The 17,164-nt window shown below is 34.4% G+C and carries 11 protein-coding genes, 1 tRNA gene and 5 pseudogenes; 4 read left to right on the top strand and 13 right to left on the bottom strand.

Annotated elements, in window-relative coordinates; translation table 11 throughout:
- Nucleotides 1–812 precede the first annotated feature (812 nt).
- Nucleotides 813–1,254, top strand: a pseudogene (locus ACFIL3_RS03510) (type ISP restriction/modification enzyme); the annotation flags it as partial.
- A gap of 951 nt (nt 1,255–2,205) precedes the next feature.
- Here ACFIL3_RS03510 and ACFIL3_RS03505 read toward each other — a convergent pair.
- The 4 genes and pseudogenes from ACFIL3_RS03505 to ACFIL3_RS03490 all read right to left on the bottom strand — a co-directional run.
- On the bottom strand, nt 2,206–2,676 hold the full coding sequence (locus tag ACFIL3_RS03505; RefSeq protein WP_375675818.1) for an SMI1/KNR4 family protein: 471 nt from the start codon (nt 2,674–2,676) through the stop codon (nt 2,206–2,208).
- Between the two features lie 270 nt (nt 2,677–2,946).
- On the bottom strand, nt 2,947–3,297 hold the full coding sequence (locus ACFIL3_RS03500; RefSeq protein WP_375618707.1) for an HNH/ENDO VII family nuclease: 351 nt from the start codon (nt 3,295–3,297) through the stop codon (nt 2,947–2,949).
- 88 nt (nt 3,298–3,385) lie between these two features.
- Entirely contained in the window at nt 3,386–5,959 is a 2,574-nt protein-coding gene (locus ACFIL3_RS03495) for a DUF6990 domain-containing protein (protein WP_375629699.1), read from the bottom strand.
- Between the two features lie 764 nt (nt 5,960–6,723).
- A pseudogene (locus ACFIL3_RS03490) lies at nt 6,724–7,670 on the bottom strand (DUF637 domain-containing protein); the annotation flags it as partial.
- 1,011 nt (nt 7,671–8,681) lie between these two features.
- Here ACFIL3_RS03490 and ACFIL3_RS03485 point away from each other — a divergent pair.
- Nucleotides 8,682–9,220: pseudogene (locus tag ACFIL3_RS03485) on the top strand (hypothetical protein).
- Here the strand turns inward: ACFIL3_RS03485 and ACFIL3_RS03480 are convergent.
- The 3 genes and pseudogenes from ACFIL3_RS03480 to ACFIL3_RS03470 form a co-directional block, all read right to left on the bottom strand.
- The gene (locus ACFIL3_RS03480; RefSeq protein ID WP_375629702.1) at nt 9,204–9,491 is read right to left on the bottom strand and encodes a hypothetical protein; all 288 of its coding nucleotides are present in this window, start codon (nt 9,489–9,491) and stop codon (nt 9,204–9,206) included. The pseudogene ACFIL3_RS03485 and the gene ACFIL3_RS03480 overlap by 17 nt on opposite strands.
- A 110-nt stretch (nt 9,492–9,601) precedes the next feature.
- Nucleotides 9,602–10,006, bottom strand: a complete 405-nt coding sequence (locus tag ACFIL3_RS03475; RefSeq protein ID WP_375681842.1) for a hypothetical protein — start codon at nt 10,004–10,006, stop codon at nt 9,602–9,604.
- A 246-nt stretch (nt 10,007–10,252) separates the two neighbouring features.
- A pseudogene (locus tag ACFIL3_RS03470) lies at nt 10,253–10,303 on the bottom strand (hypothetical protein); the annotation flags it as partial.
- A 726-nt stretch (nt 10,304–11,029) separates the two neighbouring features.
- Between ACFIL3_RS03470 and ACFIL3_RS03465 the strand changes: the two are divergent.
- Nucleotides 11,030–11,176 (top strand): annotated as a pseudogene (locus ACFIL3_RS03465) (single-stranded DNA-binding protein); the annotation flags it as partial.
- 51 nt (nt 11,177–11,227) lie between these two features.
- Here the strand turns inward: ACFIL3_RS03465 and ACFIL3_RS03460 are convergent.
- The 6 genes from ACFIL3_RS03460 to ACFIL3_RS03435 form a co-directional block, all read right to left on the bottom strand.
- Complete coding sequence (locus tag ACFIL3_RS03460; protein ID WP_375640985.1) at nt 11,228–11,794, bottom strand: biotin transporter BioY; 567 nt, start codon at nt 11,792–11,794, stop codon at nt 11,228–11,230.
- A 257-nt stretch (nt 11,795–12,051) separates the two neighbouring features.
- Nucleotides 12,052–12,609 (bottom strand): biotin transporter BioY, encoded by a 558-nt coding sequence (locus tag ACFIL3_RS03455; RefSeq protein ID WP_375681841.1) that lies wholly within the window; start codon nt 12,607–12,609, stop codon nt 12,052–12,054.
- Entirely contained in the window at nt 12,610–13,266 is a 657-nt protein-coding gene (locus ACFIL3_RS03450; RefSeq protein WP_375681840.1) for an energy-coupling factor transporter transmembrane component T family protein, read from the bottom strand.
- On the bottom strand, nt 13,263–13,943 hold the full coding sequence (locus tag ACFIL3_RS03445; RefSeq protein WP_375613810.1) for an energy-coupling factor ABC transporter ATP-binding protein: 681 nt from the start codon (nt 13,941–13,943) through the stop codon (nt 13,263–13,265). Before ACFIL3_RS03445 ends, ACFIL3_RS03450 begins: the two co-directional genes overlap by 4 nt.
- 40 nt (nt 13,944–13,983) lie before the next feature.
- On the bottom strand, nt 13,984–15,411 hold the full coding sequence (locus tag ACFIL3_RS03440; protein WP_375674747.1) for an amino acid permease: 1,428 nt from the start codon (nt 15,409–15,411) through the stop codon (nt 13,984–13,986).
- Between the two features lie 1,031 nt (nt 15,412–16,442).
- Nucleotides 16,443–16,619, bottom strand: a complete 177-nt coding sequence (locus ACFIL3_RS03435; RefSeq protein ID WP_375668660.1) for a SlyX family protein — start codon at nt 16,617–16,619, stop codon at nt 16,443–16,445.
- Nucleotides 16,620–17,072: 453 nt separating this feature from the next.
- On the opposite strand from ACFIL3_RS03435, the gene ACFIL3_RS03430 reads away from it, so the two are divergent.
- A tRNA-Thr gene (locus tag ACFIL3_RS03430) sits at nt 17,073–17,148 on the top strand.
- Nucleotides 17,149–17,164 lie beyond the last annotated feature (16 nt).

Raw genomic sequence — 17,164 nt, 5'->3', positions numbered from 1 at the left:
TGCTGAAGATCTCTCCCCCACATTTCTATGGAAAAACCTCTAAACAAAACTGTTTAGCCCGTCAATGGTTAATACATTAATATCCCCAGTTTAATGCTACAATATATTTATCAATAATTAGAGATAAATTCACTCTCCAGCTCCTCTAAACCACTCAACACGCATATAAACGAGACATCGTGCTATCAAGCACATTCTGTCGTCAAAAACCATCATAGAAAACAATAAGAAATCTCTTTGAGAGCCTTTCAAGACAATCACGCAAAACTCTTTTTATGGCATTCTCATCAAGGAACTTTTTTCCAAAAGCAAATGATCTGAGTGATCTTATCAGAAGAGTTTTGTCAGTCTTGTCAGTTCTTTTTAGAGCCTATATTATTTTTTTAAATGAGAGAAAATTAAAAACATTATATTTCAATAGGTTAGCATTTTAACGATACAACCTATATCGACAATACAACCTTAAATACAATCAATAATATATATTTGTCAGTTTGTGTCTGTAAATTGAACTAACAAACTAGATTATTTTAGTGATTCATAAAACCTATCAAAATAATCATTATGATATTTTAAAAGCACATGCTTCATTTGTCTTTTTTCCATAAAATAAACAGCAAATTTCACTACTTTGCTGATCTTATCCTATGCCATGGGCTGTGGATAAGTACCTTTAAAAACCCTTTTGAAAAAATTATCGGCTTTTTTAGCATTTTTTCCAGTTTTCTCACTATTCATTCAAAATGGATTTAATAAGCTTCGTTTTGATTCTTTTGATAAGAATTAACCCCCTCATATGAAAACGGAGCTCTGTTGTAACAGGGCATGAACTGGATCATTTGCACGTGAATTATGAAGATGTAGAGCCTTATCCAGTGACCTTTAAAAAGGGTAATCCCAAATTAACTGATATCCCTAATTCCGAAAAGTTTTATTACGTGACTGAAATGGAATTCGCAAAAGCAGGTAAAGAGAAAAATTAAACCACTGTTATTTATAATAACAGATATCCCTCTTGAAGCTTATGAGTATATCGTCAATGGCAAGCCCGCTCTTGAATGGATTATGGGGCATCAATGTGTAAAGACAGATAAAAAGAGTGGCATTGTTAATGATGCCAATCACTATGCTGTTAAAACCGTTGGAAATCCTGCTTATCCATTGGATTTGTTTCAAAGGGTTATTAGCGTAAGTTTAGAAACAATGAAAATCGTGAAAAAACTACCAAAATTAGAAATAAGAGGAACTGAATAGACTTGGCATGCTAAACTCACAAAGGGGTATAAGGTCTTATACCTATAGGCTCTATACCCCCTTTATAAATAGCTTACATACAATCTTTAAAAGGATAATTTATCATGCGTTATTCTAAAAAGAAATCATTTGACTTTTAAAACACTGTATTTTGGATTGCAAAGCTTATACCGTAATCTAAAATGATAGCTTTATTGTTTTCAAAAGCTTTGTTTAAAGAGAGTTATGTATATTCATTTTCTTATATTACTTATAGGCTTTGAAGGTTTCTCAAACCCTCAAAATACCTTCAAAAATATATCGTGGGTTGTGTTTATAGGTTGTATCTTGATATAGGTTGTTTATTAAAAAAATATATAAAGGGGGTCAAAAGGAATACTCAAAAACCTCAAAACTCATAACCACAATAGTCTTGATAACATTTCTTATGATTATAACCCCTTTCTTTTGAAAGGCTTTAAAGGATCATATGCTTTTTATAAAGCACGTCTTAATCATTCTCTAAATCATAAGTTTATCTATTCAAATGAACTGATAAAATTCATAAAAGGGATTTTAATAACGTAATCAGTTTTTACTTTCATACGCTTTTCATAAGACACGCGTTAATTACTCACTAAAATAATCTATTTTGTCAGTTCAATTTACTGACACATAACTGATAAGTTTTATTCAACTCACATCATTGGTTATCTTTAAAGATTGTACTCTTGATATGAGTTATGTTTTTAAAATACTAACCTATTGAAATATAAAGTTTTTAATTTTTACTCATTTAAAAAAATAATATAGGCTCTAAAAAGAACTGACAACACTGACACGGTCTATTAAAAGGGATTTTGCTAATCTTTATAATGATCAATCTCTTTTTAGATGTTTTCATAACAAGCAATAAATCGCAATTATCCTATTTATCAACTAGTTGTATAACATCATCTAAGGTATAAGTTTTCATGAATCTTCCCCTGCATACTCTTTAATTCTTTTGCAGAGAAATTCATAAAAATTACTCGCGTAATATTCGGAATCTTCAGATGTATACTTAAGATAGAGTGGGCATTCACCATCCCGAAACTGCGTATAATCAAAATAAAAGGTTTCACCAAAATCAGTTGTGCAGATAACAAGTTGTTTGGGAGCCGTAAAGCCATCTCTTCTATCGAGCAAATTTCGGTAAACAATATCACCAGCAGGAATACCTGCGAAGATTTCATAAATACTGAATATTTCTTCACCTCCAATTTCTCCTCCTCCATAATTTTTTAAAAAATTCTTATAGGAAGAGGTAAATTGTAAACCAAGAGTGTTCTCAGCTGTTTTAATCCGCACCTCATCAGGTGCATTATCTTGAGTACCAAAATTAATAACATGACTATGCATATCAACATATTGTGCAACATCTGATAAAGTATAACTTTTCATAAATTTTTCTCCATAAGTCACAGCGTGTTTTTACTCATAATGAGTGTTTCTAATGATCAATCTTTTTCTACTCTAGCCAATGGAATTGAGATGAGATTGATAAAATCATAAGAGATATGTTCTTGACGGAGCTCTTTTCTCATCTGTCTCTGTACAATCATCTCGCATTTACAATATATGATGGAATTAAAGGAGGTGATCATTAAAGTTTAGAGAGCACCTTTTAGGGATATTATTTCAATATTTGCAATAATTACTCTTTCTTTTTTCCTACTTAGGAATTTTTTTTGAAATCCAACAAATAACTTTTCTGATAAAATTTGTCTTTGGATTCATAGGAGCAACCAAACTCCTGCCTTGATAAAATGAGTAGAGAACCTCAACGAGAGGACTATCTTGTTCTTGTGTCACAGGATGTAACATAATAGGTCTAAAATCGACTCCAATAGGTGCTCTTCCTGATACCATTCTTTCCACATTTGTACCCGTTACTATCTGTCCTTCTTCTTTCCAAGAAGAAACTGTTTCAGGCTCAAACAGTTCATCTTCCTGATAAACTTTTTGACTTTTAAATTCCACCGGCTCAGCTGCCCCCATACTTTTTTTCTTTATCCATTTCATGATTCATAATCCCCTCGATTTTTTCAAAATAATCAATTTATTCTTTGTTCTAAATAGACTTAAATAAACTCTCCTTCCAAGAGCGAGGTTATTCCTCGCTAGAAAGCTCTGAGTGATCATCAAAATCTTTTGCTACCCGTTCAATCAAAGCGTAGCTCACTTGCTTCACCTTTGCTACTTCTTTGGCTAAAGCTAATGCACGTTCAAGGTGGTTTTTGTTGGTGCTCTCGTCAAAGCCTAGGTGATCACCTGCCGTAAAGCTTTTCTGATAAGATTGTAAGGTCTCAACATCACCCAATAAAGCAAGAGCGCCAAAATGAAGTAAAGCATAATCCGTATCGTTTGCTTTAGATGTTGCATCCCGTTGCCAAGGAACAGTGCCATAATCAGAGCGTAGCCTTTTAAAAAGGTCAATCTCTTTGACTGACCATTCTAGCGCATCATCAAGCGCCTGTGTTAAACGATCCGTAGTGACTTCTGGTTCAAAGATTTCTAATCCCTTGGCTTCAAAATTAAGCTGTATATCTGGAATATCTTCCGTGTGGGTAGGATCAATGAATTTACAAGCAGCGGAAAGAATACCGGTACTAATCATAAAGGCGCTATCAAATTGCGGGCAATCTTTGGCAACTTCGTCGTTATAAAGAATATCTACTTCACGATCAGCCAATTGATAGCTTGCCATATGGTCATTCTCATTGATTTTCTCGGTTAACCAGCCTAAGCTTTTTAAAAGTGCATGAGCACTTTCCATGGTAAGATGATCATCAGTGTCATCCGCTTCCTCTGTCGCCTCAACAGCAATAGTTTTGGAAGCAACAGATGCTGTTTGCGGATCCAAGCTTAAAATCGGAGCATTTTTAGGAAAACCTGCTCGATAACACCGTGCAAGCGTAAGAGCATTGTCGATTATGTACTTCGTGACACCCTTCACAAAACCTAAAGAATTTCCCTTTCTAAAATTCTCCTTGTAAGATTTGAGCTTTTCAACATCCCCAATAAGAATAAGCGCAATAAAATGGTGCATTATAAGATCATATTCACTGTTTGTTGGCAAAGCTGCATAATCATAAATGATTTGATTAATATTTTGCCGATCAGCCCATTCAAGAATATCCGCACTGATCTGTTTCACCTTGTCTTCAGCCAATTCAGTACTAGAAACTGTATAAACTTCTTCTACTTCTTCTTTGAGGGCTATATATTGAGGCATATTATAGAAAATCTCTTTATGAGCAGAAGAAAAGCCAAGTGTTGAAAGGGAAGCCTTAAATGCAACAATCGGCTCTTCTTCATCACTTTGAAGGTTATACATTATATTGATGATACGGTCTTTACTTATAAAATAAGCATTGCGATTGTAGTCTTTATCACGATAAACTGTCCACCCCATTTCTTTTAATTGCTCTGCAACTTTATTGAAAGTAATCAAAACTTGTGGACTAAGATGTGCTTCTGCTGCCTCTCGCTCATTAAGGATTTTCAGATGTTTTTCAGCAAATTTAACGGCATGGTTAACATACCCCTCCAGTTCTTTATCAAGATTTTGCAAATGGTCAGGTAGCTTACCCTCTGCGATAGAATCTTGATAGGATTTTAGGACATCAATTTGACCTTTCAATGCTAAACAAGCCAAATGCCAAATCACAGCTGGATAATAGCTATATTTTTGGATAAGCGTTTTGCTTTCTATTGATGCTTGTAAATCTTGGGCACGTGCCCATTGCATTATCCGCTCAGAGATTTTTGTCAACTCTTGCTCATTCAATATCTCTATACAAATATCAATTCCTTTATCAACCCCTCGAAAATTCTCCCCTCCAATCGTATTAAAAGATCGATAAATATCCATAGGTTGTACAAGATTACGTTGTCCACAAAAATGAATATACAAGCAAGCCAAAGAAATCTCTTCATTAGATATTTCAGCTTCGAGATGAACATTATACTGATCATAGAGATGTACAAAGCCAAAATCTAACTTAATAAAACGATCCGGCAAAACCAACCACATTTTCCCAAGCTCTGTGGCAAACCACCCTTGAATTTTAAAAATGCGAGTTGCTGCTGTAAGACTCATCGACCACTGTTTAGGTTTTTTACGCGCTAAAATGTCATCTAACTCCCCGTTTTTATAAGCTTGCGCAAAAAGAATGAGGCGCTCAATCCACCCTATTGTTTTGTAATCTGCAAATTCTGGTACATGTAATTGGGGTGTAAATTTAGAACTTTTTAAAGCATCAATATCACCAAGTAATGCTTCTGCAACAGCAGAATGATTAGCTGCTTTTTCACGTAATTTTTGTTCAATATCTTGTGCTTGCGCCCAAGCGATAACCCTATTTAAAGATTCCTTAACATGGCTTTCTGAAAGATCTGAAGCTGTAACATCGAAATCCTCTTTCTCAGAAAACAGCGTATCTTCATACTTATCCTGTGATACTTCACCACTAGCATATTCCCAAGCAAGGCAATAAGCAGCAGTGGTAAGATTAGCCGATAGCCGAAACTTTCCCCCATCATCTCCATAATCTACAACATCATAACTAATGCCTACAATGCGATCGGGAAGATGATAATGCGCAAACATACTAGCATCTTCAGCACGATAAGGTTCCCAGCCAAGCGTTTTTAACATCTCTGTTACGTTTTTGGTCTGCATCGCTATTCACTTTCATTCAAAAAGTCCTGGATAATGAAAAACGTTAATGTCGGTTTTGTCTAACTTATTACTCAATTGTTCTTTAACCCATTTTTTACTAGCTTGGTTTAATTCTTTATCACTTCCTTTAAAATCTTTGAACGATTCTTGATATGCCTCTAATAACTATTTGTTATCTTTAAAAAAATTATAAATTTTCCTTTTGTGGACTCAGCATTTCCTTTTTTATATGCTTCTTTCAAAATCTTTTAGTTTTCACTTAATTTAGCATTCTTTCCCGTTTTTACTTCTCCAATGTTTATTTTACCATCCTTTATATAAACAAATTCCGCACGAAATTTTACTACCCCTTACCCGTCTTAGTTTTGAATACTATTTCTGTCTCGCATACTATACATCCTTCATCATTTAATTCTTGTTTTTTTCATCGCGTTTTTTATCATGATGCTTCCTGACTTGTTCAAATATATTACCCATTCCATCATTATTGTTTTGTGTTTCTTTATTGTTTCGGTTTTTTGTCTTATTTTTACTTTCCTTCTGAGAAGCTTTGTTTTTTTCTTCTTTGTGACTTTAGTTTGTTTTTTCGCTGTCTTCTTCTGCATTTTTCGATGCAAACAAATAGCCAAGGAAATCCGTTATAGCCGTCCCATTACTAGAGGATCCAATAAAATAGTTGCTCCGCCAGCCATAAAAAGAGACAGAGCCGCCAACTCTTCTAGTGTAAGCGACACAATGAATGCTGTTAATGCTGCTACCGCAGGAAGAAAATTATTCTCCGCAGCATTACCAGCGGCATCAGCGCCGGCATCAACATCGCCACCGGCAATGGCAGCGGCAACACCCCCCCGCAGCCCGTGCAACATCAATGGTGTGGTCTCTAAAGTCAGCAAACTGCGCATCAATCTTTGCGTTTATACGCGCTTCCTCTTCCGCAGTTGGGGTGCGACCGTTTAGATCCCCCATTTCCTCTTTCACAATGCCTTGCACCCATAATTGAAACTGGAGCATAGCGGTGGCTTCGCCCACAGCACCCCCCACAGCACCGGCAGAGCAAGCACCGCTCGCAACCGCGCCTTTTAAACAGCCAAGACCGGCATGGGCAACGATCTGCGTGACCGTGTCTATTTTGCCTTCAGCCTTGGCGGTACCGATTTCTTCCGCCAACGATTTGCCAACCGTATCAGACAGGGCGATGCGCAGATTGTTAAAAAAGTTCTTGTCAAGAGAGCCACCCTCAAGAGCCGTTTGAACGCCTGTGCCAATGGCGGCTTTGATCAGGTTCTTTTCCGCTTCACTGGCGATACGATCGACAAAAGGAGCGGTTTTTGGCAAAGATTGTCCAACACCTGCCATTTCCGTTAGTTGGCTGGTTAAGCCCGCTGTCAACATCGATGAGACAATGCTGAGAACATTCTTGGAAGAACCTAACTCATGCAAGGCGCCGGCAATATTGCCGCGATTATTGACAAGAGCCACAGCGCTTTTGTTAATCAGCGCTTGGACACCTGCCTGTATCGCTGCATTCATGGCGGTGCTCGAGCCAAGCCCCAAAGCACCGGTAATGGCACTAGCAGCGCCCGAGGCTGCTCCGCCTGTAACCGCCGTGACAGCCAATGCCACGGATAGCCGCACCGGCTTCTGTCAGCCCTTGGGCTTTATAATCCCAGTCTTTAAATTCAGCCTTAACTGCTTGCCAATCAACTTTCCTTACAAATCTTAATCAACCCAAAGTAATAGCCTGAAATAGCCGTGTGTCGTATGGAAAATTAAAAACAAAAACCGAATGAAGAAAACGCACTTGAGACTTGCATATGGCTTCACAGGTTTATTGCTGTAAAAGCTTCAAATGATGATATCTCTAATACTTTTCGCTTGTTCTCTTGTGGTAGCTTCCACATGCAAAAATATATGGACTATAATACCTCTTCTCAAGCTTATCAAACTGAACTCAAAGGTATTTCCTTATTGATTTTGAAAGAGTTCTTAAAACGCATTTTGCAGAGCAACGTAGAAAGCATGTCTAAAAAAAATCATTCCAAGAGCAACAGATTTTTCTAAGTATTGTGAAGAGACTGAAAAAGATCTTCTTTCACGCGCCAAAACTCCTCATGAAATAATGAGGAGAGTTTAAAATAGATTTCTAAAAAATAGCAAAATAGTGAAAAGTGCTGATCATTTTTGGATTGGATATGCATTTAAAGAGTGATTAAAAAGTTTTTTTAATGTACAATATATTTCTAGAAGCTAAAATAGCTCTATAGTATCAAATTTATAAAGTAAATAAATCCATTAATACAAATTAAGGATTTTAGGATACGCGAATTTCAAAATATTTGTTTTTTAAAACATGAGTAGCCAGCATCAGCGCAAAAAATGTTGCGGCAATTATGATTCCCTTTCGTGTACTTTTGAAATAACAGAGCTTTTCTTTAATCTTTATGAAAGGATTGCCAGTGCGATGGGCTTTGTTGAAAGGTGGATTTGGGTATCAAAATGCAAGCAAGAGTTTGGGATTATGGAGCTCTGTGTTTAAAGCTATCATCAACTATAGATAAATCATAGACGAGGTTAACTAAAATATTAAAAGCAACTGGATGCAATAGAAGACATTGCTATTAAAAGAAAAGCAAATGCTAAAAAGACTAAAAGGTAGTTTGTGTTTTTATATCAGAAAATAATTTAAGAAATTGAGATCATAATTTTTTCACAGGAAATAAATATGTTTACAGATAAGAAGAGAAAAGCCTTGTTTGGCGTTATAATTTTTATATTTGTATGTTTTTTAGGAATAAGAAAAAATCTTGACTTTATTCAGGGTATTTTGACATTCGCGTCTATTTCTTTGGTGATCGTAACAACTGTTTTTGCAATTTTATGCAATTCTAATATCCCTTCTGAGTTGCAAAACAACCCACAATATAAATGCGGCAATACAACAGGTTGGAAGAGATTAACATGTGAGTTACATCAGTATATGCACAGTCTCCTAAAGTTAATAATTTTAGCGCTTGTCGTTTTAATTTTCCCAAGTAGTTATAAAGAAACTGTTTCTTTGCCTGTCATTTCTAAGTACGTGGAGCACAAGTTTTCTTTTTTATTGGATACCGTACTTTGGTACTTAGATATTGCTCTTGGATATTCAAATATTATAATTTGGTACTTTTTTTAGTCTGTGTATTCTTCCTTATGTTGCGTACACGCAGTTTAATAAATATATCTATTTACACGCTACAGTGCTCTATTAAAGAGATACAGTAAAATTTACAATTTCATGCTTTAATTTTTCTTTTATATTTCCTTCATTATACATACCATTATCATTTTTACTTGTTTTAATAGCAAATTTATGTTGAAAAGTTTCAGTATTAAAGATTATATCAAAATTATTATGTGTCTTTCCAACAAAACTTATGTTTTTAAATGCTGGATTTAATTTATATTTTTTAAAAAGATTCAAAAAATAATTCTTTAAAATTATTTTTTTCTTTAAATTTGATACCCAAGTCAAGTTCCATTTCAGAATAATCATCCGTGGGAAATTCACCCAACAAAAGTTTAGCCATCTTTAGCAAGTTGTCTTCTGATTGCATTGCAAAAAAATCTAATTGTTTTGGTTGTGTATATTTCAGTTTTATTTCTTTAATTAAAAGCAATTTTTTTCGAACTCTTCCTTACCAACAATATCAGGTGAGATATCAATCGTTTTCGGGGGAAAAGAGTTAACTCTATAGGAATCAAAATTCCAAAATATTGCTTATTCTGTTCAACATATTTTCTAGAACGTTGGTTAGGAATATTATGAAAGTCATTTTCAGAATCAATCACTTCCGGATTATAAGGACTATTTTCTCCCGTTAAAACATAAATCCAATAGCAGATCTTCGAGTTCACAGAAAACTTTTCAATTATTAAGGTAACACATTGATTATCACGGTTAAAACGGTATGTTCCTTCCTCTAAAAATTTATCAGCATCATTGATATTAACTAATTCTGAGGCTGGATCTATTTTATATTTATAAGAAAGAAAGTTAAGGGTATTCATAAAATTAACATAATTACAATGTCTATAGTCTTATCGGGTGGTAGATGTTGCCTAAGTTATCTTAGTGACTATGGGAGTGTAGTGTATCGCAAATACACTGGGTCATTTAGAATCGTTTGGCTGAAAATTAAGGCTATAAAATTTTAATTGCAAAAGCAATACGAACTTTAGAGAACTCTGCAGTGAGAGCTAGTTAGATTTTTAGAATATGGGCTCCCCCTTCCCTGCTTTTAAGTGGAGGAGAAATCAGTGCATTGAACGAAGCATGGCATCACGTAAAATAGCGTTAATCCGCGTTTGATATCCTTTCCCTTGACTTTTAAAGTCACGCTAGTACGTCTGAATCCACACGCACAGTTGTGACAGTTTTCATGGGTTTACAGAATGGATTGAAAACGGCGTCTTTCCAGAACTCATCATTGAGTGACAGAATATCTCTATGATCAATTGCACTATCCGACATTACAGCCAATTTATCAATTTCAACTCTCTGTTCATCTGTCAAAGCCGATAAGTTACCTACCTCGATTTTATAACGAACTTTCTTCTTTATAACGTTTCTTTTCTTTCGAGTTGGCTCTCTGTGCTGAAATAATACGGATTACCTCTATGCCATCTTTATCGTCATGGACAGTATGCACTACGAATAGTAATAAAAAAAAACTCCACAAGCACTAAAGCTTGCTAACCATACTCTCCATTTTCAACACGGTCTTGTTTAGCTATGGAGAATAGATCAGAAAAAACATATGCAGCTATTTCAAAACTTTACACGGTGCTTTCTAAGATTACTTTTTGTTTTAGCTTCATTCCATTCAAATCTCATTTTTATACCTTATATTAATACATTTATAAGGGTATTATATACATCAAGAGTTTTAGATGAACACTTAATTATCCATGTTTTTGTACAATTAATATAATTTAAAAATTAGTGATTAATTAACTAAAAATATTAAAAAAATAATAAATTATTCTAAGGCTTTATGCATATAATATGCAAATCGAATAAAACTTACAAGCATGTTGAATAAAATGATATTAATTGGCTATTTGAGAGCTGCTCCTGAAAGAAAAAAGAATTTTGGTGCCGCAACATTCAATTTTTGTATGGCTACCTCTGAGAGCTATGCAGATAAAAATACCAATAAAAAAGTAAACAAAACAGAATGATATTCCGTAGTGCTTTTTAATCTACATACATTTGGAAAAACTTGTTCTTCAGTACAAAACTGCCCCTTTTTCCGAATGAATGAGAGGAACGGTTTTTTTAATGGTCAACGCTACAAAGGATGTAATCAGCACTTTCAAGAAACCACTAACAAAAAAAACTAATGAACTTATTAAAACTGTCAGCAAAGGGACCTGTGTCATATAAGCCACCCATGGTATTCCAAAAGAATAGACTATCCCAATGCCACCCACGGTATTTATCACAAATAATATTATAAAATTTAACCGGTGCCAAAATAATTCTACCATAAAGCCAATAAAAAATGCAGCAAATGGAAAACTAATCAGATAACCACTCGTAACTCCTGAAAAAACACTAATTCCACCACGACCACTAGGCAATAGAGGTAACCCAATCGCAATAAGAACAAGGAAAAGAAGTGATGCTAAAGCTCCCCTTTTCGCTCCAAGTATAGAGCCTGCTAACATCGGAGCCATAGACTGAGCTGTAATAGGGACACCCAGCAAAAAAGGAAGATAAATAGGAGGAAAAAGACTCAAAACAGCGTAAATAGCGGCAAATAAAGCAATATAAACTAAATCTTTTGTATTCACTGAATTATTCCTTCACTAGGGAAAAGCTTTCGTTATTGTTGTATAATTAATAAAAAGTATCATATTTATAAAAGTACACTTTAAATGCCTTAGATATAGAGAAAAATACTATAATAATTTATTTTAATAACATCACTTATATGAATCATATTAGATTCTACAATGTTTAATTACATCATAAATTACTATATTTAAATTCAATAATAGTGATATATGAATATTATATAATAACAATATAACAAAATAATACATTTATTTTAGTTATTATGCTTTGAATGAATGAGAGGAACAGATCTTTTAATCGCGAGTGCAATAAAGGATGCAATCAACACTTTTAAACAATCGCCTATCAAAAAAACTGATGAAGCCATTAAAACCTTCAGTAAAGAAACTTTGATCATATACGCTGTCCATGGAACACCAAAAGAATAAACTATCCCAATGCCACCAAAAGTATTTATCATAAATAATGTTATAAAATTTAACCGCTGCCAAAACAACTCTACCATTAAACCAATAAAAAATGCGGCAAATGGAAAACCTATTAAATAACCACTTGCAATTCCTGAAAAGACACTGATTCCACCACGACCACCAGGCAACAGAGGCAATCCAATCGCAACAAGAACAAGAAAAAGGAGTGACGCTAAAGCACCCCTTTTTGCCCCAAGAATAGACCCTGCTAGCATCGGTCCCATCGATTGAGCTGTAATAGGTACCCCTAGAAGAAAAGGAAGATAAATAGAAGGAAAAAGGCCCAAAATAGCATAAATAGCGGCGAATAAAGCAATATAAACTAAATCTTTTGTATTCATTTAATTCTTCTTTTTTTTACTATAAAAACTCTGATTATTACGAGATGCTGTATCAATAGTATCAGCATCATAAGAACGCGCTTCCAATGCTTCAGCCACTTCTGACGCCATTCTTATAGTCCGTATAATTAAAGGTATCGCAAGAGCGACAATGTTAGTATTAAGTCCTCGTGCTTGCTGTGCTTCATGCACCTCATTAAACTTTTCACTCAAAAGAGGAATAAACCTGATCGCCATAGAGATAACCATACTCACTTTTGATGGATTTATACCAAAACAACGAAAGGGCTGGAGGCCTGCTTCAATTGCATCCACCATATCTGACACTTTTGTTGTGAATGAAATAACTGATGATAAAGAAAAGAGGATAACAAGACGTAATATGACCTCAACCCCCGTAAGCCAACCGCTAAAAATAGTTTGAAATACAAATAGAAGAACTAAAAGCAATCCCATCGATTTAAATTGCTTTATCACAGTTTTGAAAGGGATTTTGGCGACTCTATAGAATAAGATGACCAACAATAAAAATAAACCAAGAAGCGCTATGGAAGAAACCATTATTATAAAAGTTCCACAGGCCGTAAGAAATAATAACTTAACTCCAGGACTTAACCTATGAATAAATGTATCCCTCGGAATATATAAACCGATCATGACATTCTTCTTATATACTCCTTTATAGCAACAAAAGGTACATCATCAATTGCTATCTCCCCCTTATCAAAAACCAGCACTCTATCAAACTTTTTCAAAAACTCTAAATCATGCGATACAACTATTGCCGTTTGCGGTAATTCTTCTATCACTTGCGTAACGCGATGCTTATTTCGCAAATCAAGTAATGTCGTCGGCTCATCAAAAATAATGTAGTCTGGTTTCATTGCAACTACACTAGAAATAGCAACAAGTTGTTTTTGCCCACCACTTAATAAATGGACAGCGTGATTTCTGAAATCTTGAAGTTCATAGCGCTGTAAAATTTCATCTACACGCTCCTTAATTTCATCTTTATTAAGCTTTAAATTTTTGAGACCAAAGGATAAATCCTCTTCAACTAATGGTAAAACAATCTGATTATCGGGATTCTGAAAAACAAATCCAACTTTACGTTTTACTGCTTTTGCATCGCGTTTTGTATCAAGCCCATCAACGCTTACAAAACCATGAGATGGTAATTGGAGCCCATTAATAAGGCGAACAAATGTACTTTTTCCAGAACCATTCGCACCTATAATAGCAACTCGTCTTTCGGTAAGCTGTACAGTAATATTTCTTAAAACACACAAATCACCAAAAACTTGTGTTACCTTATCAAATTTTATAATCCCCAAGGTTTATTCCAATCAATCCCTTTTATTAGCTCTTCTTTCTCTATCGCTTCAGTTTATAACCTAAAAGTAATAACAAGCACCATAGAGGAATAATAATGACTGCCAAACTCATATCAGGCATCTGTACAGGAATATATGCTTCAAGAAAAGGCAAGCTTATTCCTATCATATCAAAAAGTCGAGTCATCAATCCATTTTTCCCAAAACCACTGACAAACATAATGCAAAATAATAAAACAAGAAAGCAGAGGCAAAGATAGTTAGCGTAAGGATATAAACCAAACGCATAAATAAAATCGCCCTTTCTGTTCTTATGGGCATTGCGAAATTTCAAATGAACAATAACAATAATAGCCCAAGTAATCACTGCTGCTGCAGTTGCAAGAGCCATGATCCGCATGAAACTATTATCAGGAACAAGAGCATTAACAACGACAATCAACGCCGTACATAATGAAGAAAAAAGGATAGCAATATAAGGAACACGAGCAGCACTCAGTTTACTAAAAATATGTGGTGCATTTTTTTGTACAGCTAAACTATAAAGCATACGGCCATTAGAATAAATGCCACTATTGTAAACAGAAATAGCAGCCATAATCACCACAAAATTCAAAATATGACCAGCAGCAGGAATTCCTATAGTCTCGAAAATTGTGACAAAAGGACTACCATTTTTTCCAATCATATTCCAAGGGCTGATTATCATAATAATGCTGATAGATCCAATATAAAAAATTATAATCCTCCACATAACTTGACGGATAGCCGCTGGAATTGTTTTTTGTGGATTAGATGCCTCTCCAGCAGCAATACCAATAAGCTCCGTTCCTCCAAAAGAAAACATTACTACAGAAGTTGCTAAAACAACCCCTACTGCTCCATAAGGGAAAAAACCACCATGGTCCCAAAGATAATGAATATTCGCTTGATTTTCCCCTAGTCCAGTGACAATGAGAAAAATTCCAAAAATAATCATACCAATAACAGCAGCCACTTTGATCAAAGCGCAAACAAATTCAAATTCTCCATAAAAACGAACATTAAACAAATTAACAAATGTAACAAATAAAAGAACAATGAAAGATGTCTTCCAATGATCAATCAAAATCCAATGATCAAGGTAAAACCCTATCACTGTAAGTTCAGCCATGCTCACAAGAATATAAAGAAACCAATAATTCCAACCTGTTATGAAACCAGCTAATCTCCCCCAATATTTATAAGCAAAAAAACTAAATGCTCCTGAAGACGGTTCTTCTACTGACATTTCACCAAGCATTCGCATAATGAAATACATAATAAGCCCGCCGACAAGATAAGATAAAATAACTGAGGGACCAGCTAATTGAATTGCCTCGGTTGACCCATAAAAAAGTCCCGTCCCCATAACGCCACCCAAAGCAATCATTTGAATATGGCGATTTTGAAGGCTACGCTTCAATTCCTCGTGCTTTTTTTCAGACATCATGCCTCACTACTTTTGTTGAACTTAACCTCAACTTTTATTGAAAAATTAGGCACCTCTTTCAAAAAACACAAAACAAACGTAAACTTATTTTCTTATCATAATGCAACTCCTTATTTTTTTGTGCATTATACGTATGTCCCGTTGAAGTTTTAAGAAAAAATATGCTCCACCCTTTATTTAAATTAATGTCCTTCATTTTCGTTACACTAACCATTATAGCATTGGTCATTGATAACGCACACTCTGTAATCACATCACATTGGACAACAACCCCCTTTAATAAAATTTTAACAAACCTTCTGCAAACAGATATCTATCACCTTAATCAATCTCTATGCAAGGTAATGCCTGATTTTCTGTCCTCAATTTGCATTACTCTCACTTATTTACCCGCATGGTCTATCTTTGGTGCTTTAGCAATAGTATTTTGTATCTTAAATTACGAAAAACAAAAGCCTTTTCACAAAATATCATATACATATAACGAAGAGTACATTTGATCTTGAAAAAAACTTCTAGAGCTCTCTGTACTATAACATAATCGATGTCGCTTAAAACCCCTCACTCTATTAAAACAACTGAAGATCACTTGATCATCAGAAAAAATTAAAACGCTTCATTATAAATATAGGCGCTCACTTATGATTTCTATAGATAACAATAACATCACTTTATTTGTATCAATTTAAAAAAATTAGCGAATAAATCTACCTCCCACCTATAAGAAAACTCTGTACAGAAAAAACTTAAAATATTGCAGTTCATATATTTTTCTATGGCTGTTTCTTTAATACTCTACAAAAACTTTTCTTAATTTTCGTACTAGAAACCCCATATAAAAAAACGTCTTCTAATATCAGCTATCCTTATAAGATTGGAACTTATTAAAATTAATGAAGAAGCTTATAAAAATTATTCTACAAGTCTAACAAAATGCGTGAAATAAAAACTCCTCTGTAAATAATTGCAATTGTGATAAAAAATATTTCGCACCTTCTCCCTATTGAGAAAATGGTAAGATAACAGCTTCAGTAACACTCTAGTTCTTTTAAATCTGAAAATCGTCTCGCTAAAATATCAACTTTTTTAGATATCTCATCCAAACTTTTCCATTGATTAGTTACCTCTCGAGAAAGTTTCTCAATGAATTTTTCTTGGTAAGCTAGCTTCATTTCTAGTTCTATCAGCCGATCTTCATCCGACATGATTTTTACTCCCTCTTAAATAAAAAACGTGATTAATTTTATTAATCCTCCTCCCTTTTTCTTCCCATAAAAATGAGAAGTAACTTCTCAACTAATTCTACTCATCTATTTGCACATTATAAAAGGTTTATGATGATCTTTATTTTCCCAATCACTCTATGCAACAATTTCTTTCTTAAGAATCAGAAAATGTTTTTATCTTTACTAAGTTATCTTGACACCATTTTTCATCCTAAAGATCTACATTCCCAGCTTCTTAATTTAAGTGCTATCGTAAATTGAAAAGCATTTTATAGCATTAAGGTCAAAGAATACTTTCCTCTGACTTTTACATAATTCTCCTTCAAATTATTATCATATGTATAAATTATTGAAAAAATGCATTCTTGCTTTTATACGTACTTTTAGCTATTACCCTCAAATTAGTTTTGTCTCATTGACTTACAAACCTATGCCGCATTAGCTCAGTTGGTAGAGCACATCATTCGTAATGATGGGGTCGCTGGTTCGAATCCGGCATGCGGCACCATTTTATTTCTTAAACA

This window comes from Bartonella sp. CE47NXGY, assembly GCF_042195415.1.
GTDB lineage: Bacteria > Pseudomonadota > Alphaproteobacteria > Rhizobiales > Rhizobiaceae > Bartonella.
This window is presented reverse-complemented; position numbering and strand designations above follow the sequence as displayed.

Excerpts from the sequence above, each read along its gene's own strand:
- ACFIL3_RS03505 (WP_375675818.1), bottom strand. The coding sequence starts at position 2,676 with ATGAAAAGTTATACTTTATCAGATGTTGCACAATATGTTGATATGCAT.
- ACFIL3_RS03500 (WP_375618707.1), bottom strand. The coding sequence starts at position 3,297 with ATGAAATGGATAAAGAAAAAAAGTATGGGGGCAGCTGAGCCGGTGGAA.
- ACFIL3_RS03495 (WP_375629699.1), bottom strand. The coding sequence starts at position 5,959 with ATGCAGACCAAAAACGTAACAGAGATGTTAAAAACGCTTGGCTGGGAA.
- ACFIL3_RS03480 (WP_375629702.1), bottom strand. The coding sequence starts at position 9,491 with ATGATTATTCTGAAATGGAACTTGACTTGGGTATCAAATTTAAAGAAA.
- ACFIL3_RS03475 (WP_375681842.1), bottom strand. The coding sequence starts at position 10,006 with ATGAATACCCTTAACTTTCTTTCTTATAAATATAAAATAGATCCAGCC.
- ACFIL3_RS03455 (WP_375681841.1), bottom strand. The coding sequence starts at position 12,609 with ATGAATACAAAAGATTTAGTTTATATTGCTTTATTCGCCGCTATTTAT.
- ACFIL3_RS03450 (WP_375681840.1), bottom strand. The coding sequence starts at position 13,266 with ATGATCGGTTTATATATTCCGAGGGATACATTTATTCATAGGTTAAGT.
- ACFIL3_RS03440 (WP_375674747.1), bottom strand. The coding sequence starts at position 15,411 with ATGTCTGAAAAAAAGCACGAGGAATTGAAGCGTAGCCTTCAAAATCGC.
- ACFIL3_RS03435 (WP_375668660.1), bottom strand. The coding sequence starts at position 16,619 with ATGTCGGATGAAGATCGGCTGATAGAACTAGAAATGAAGCTAGCTTAC.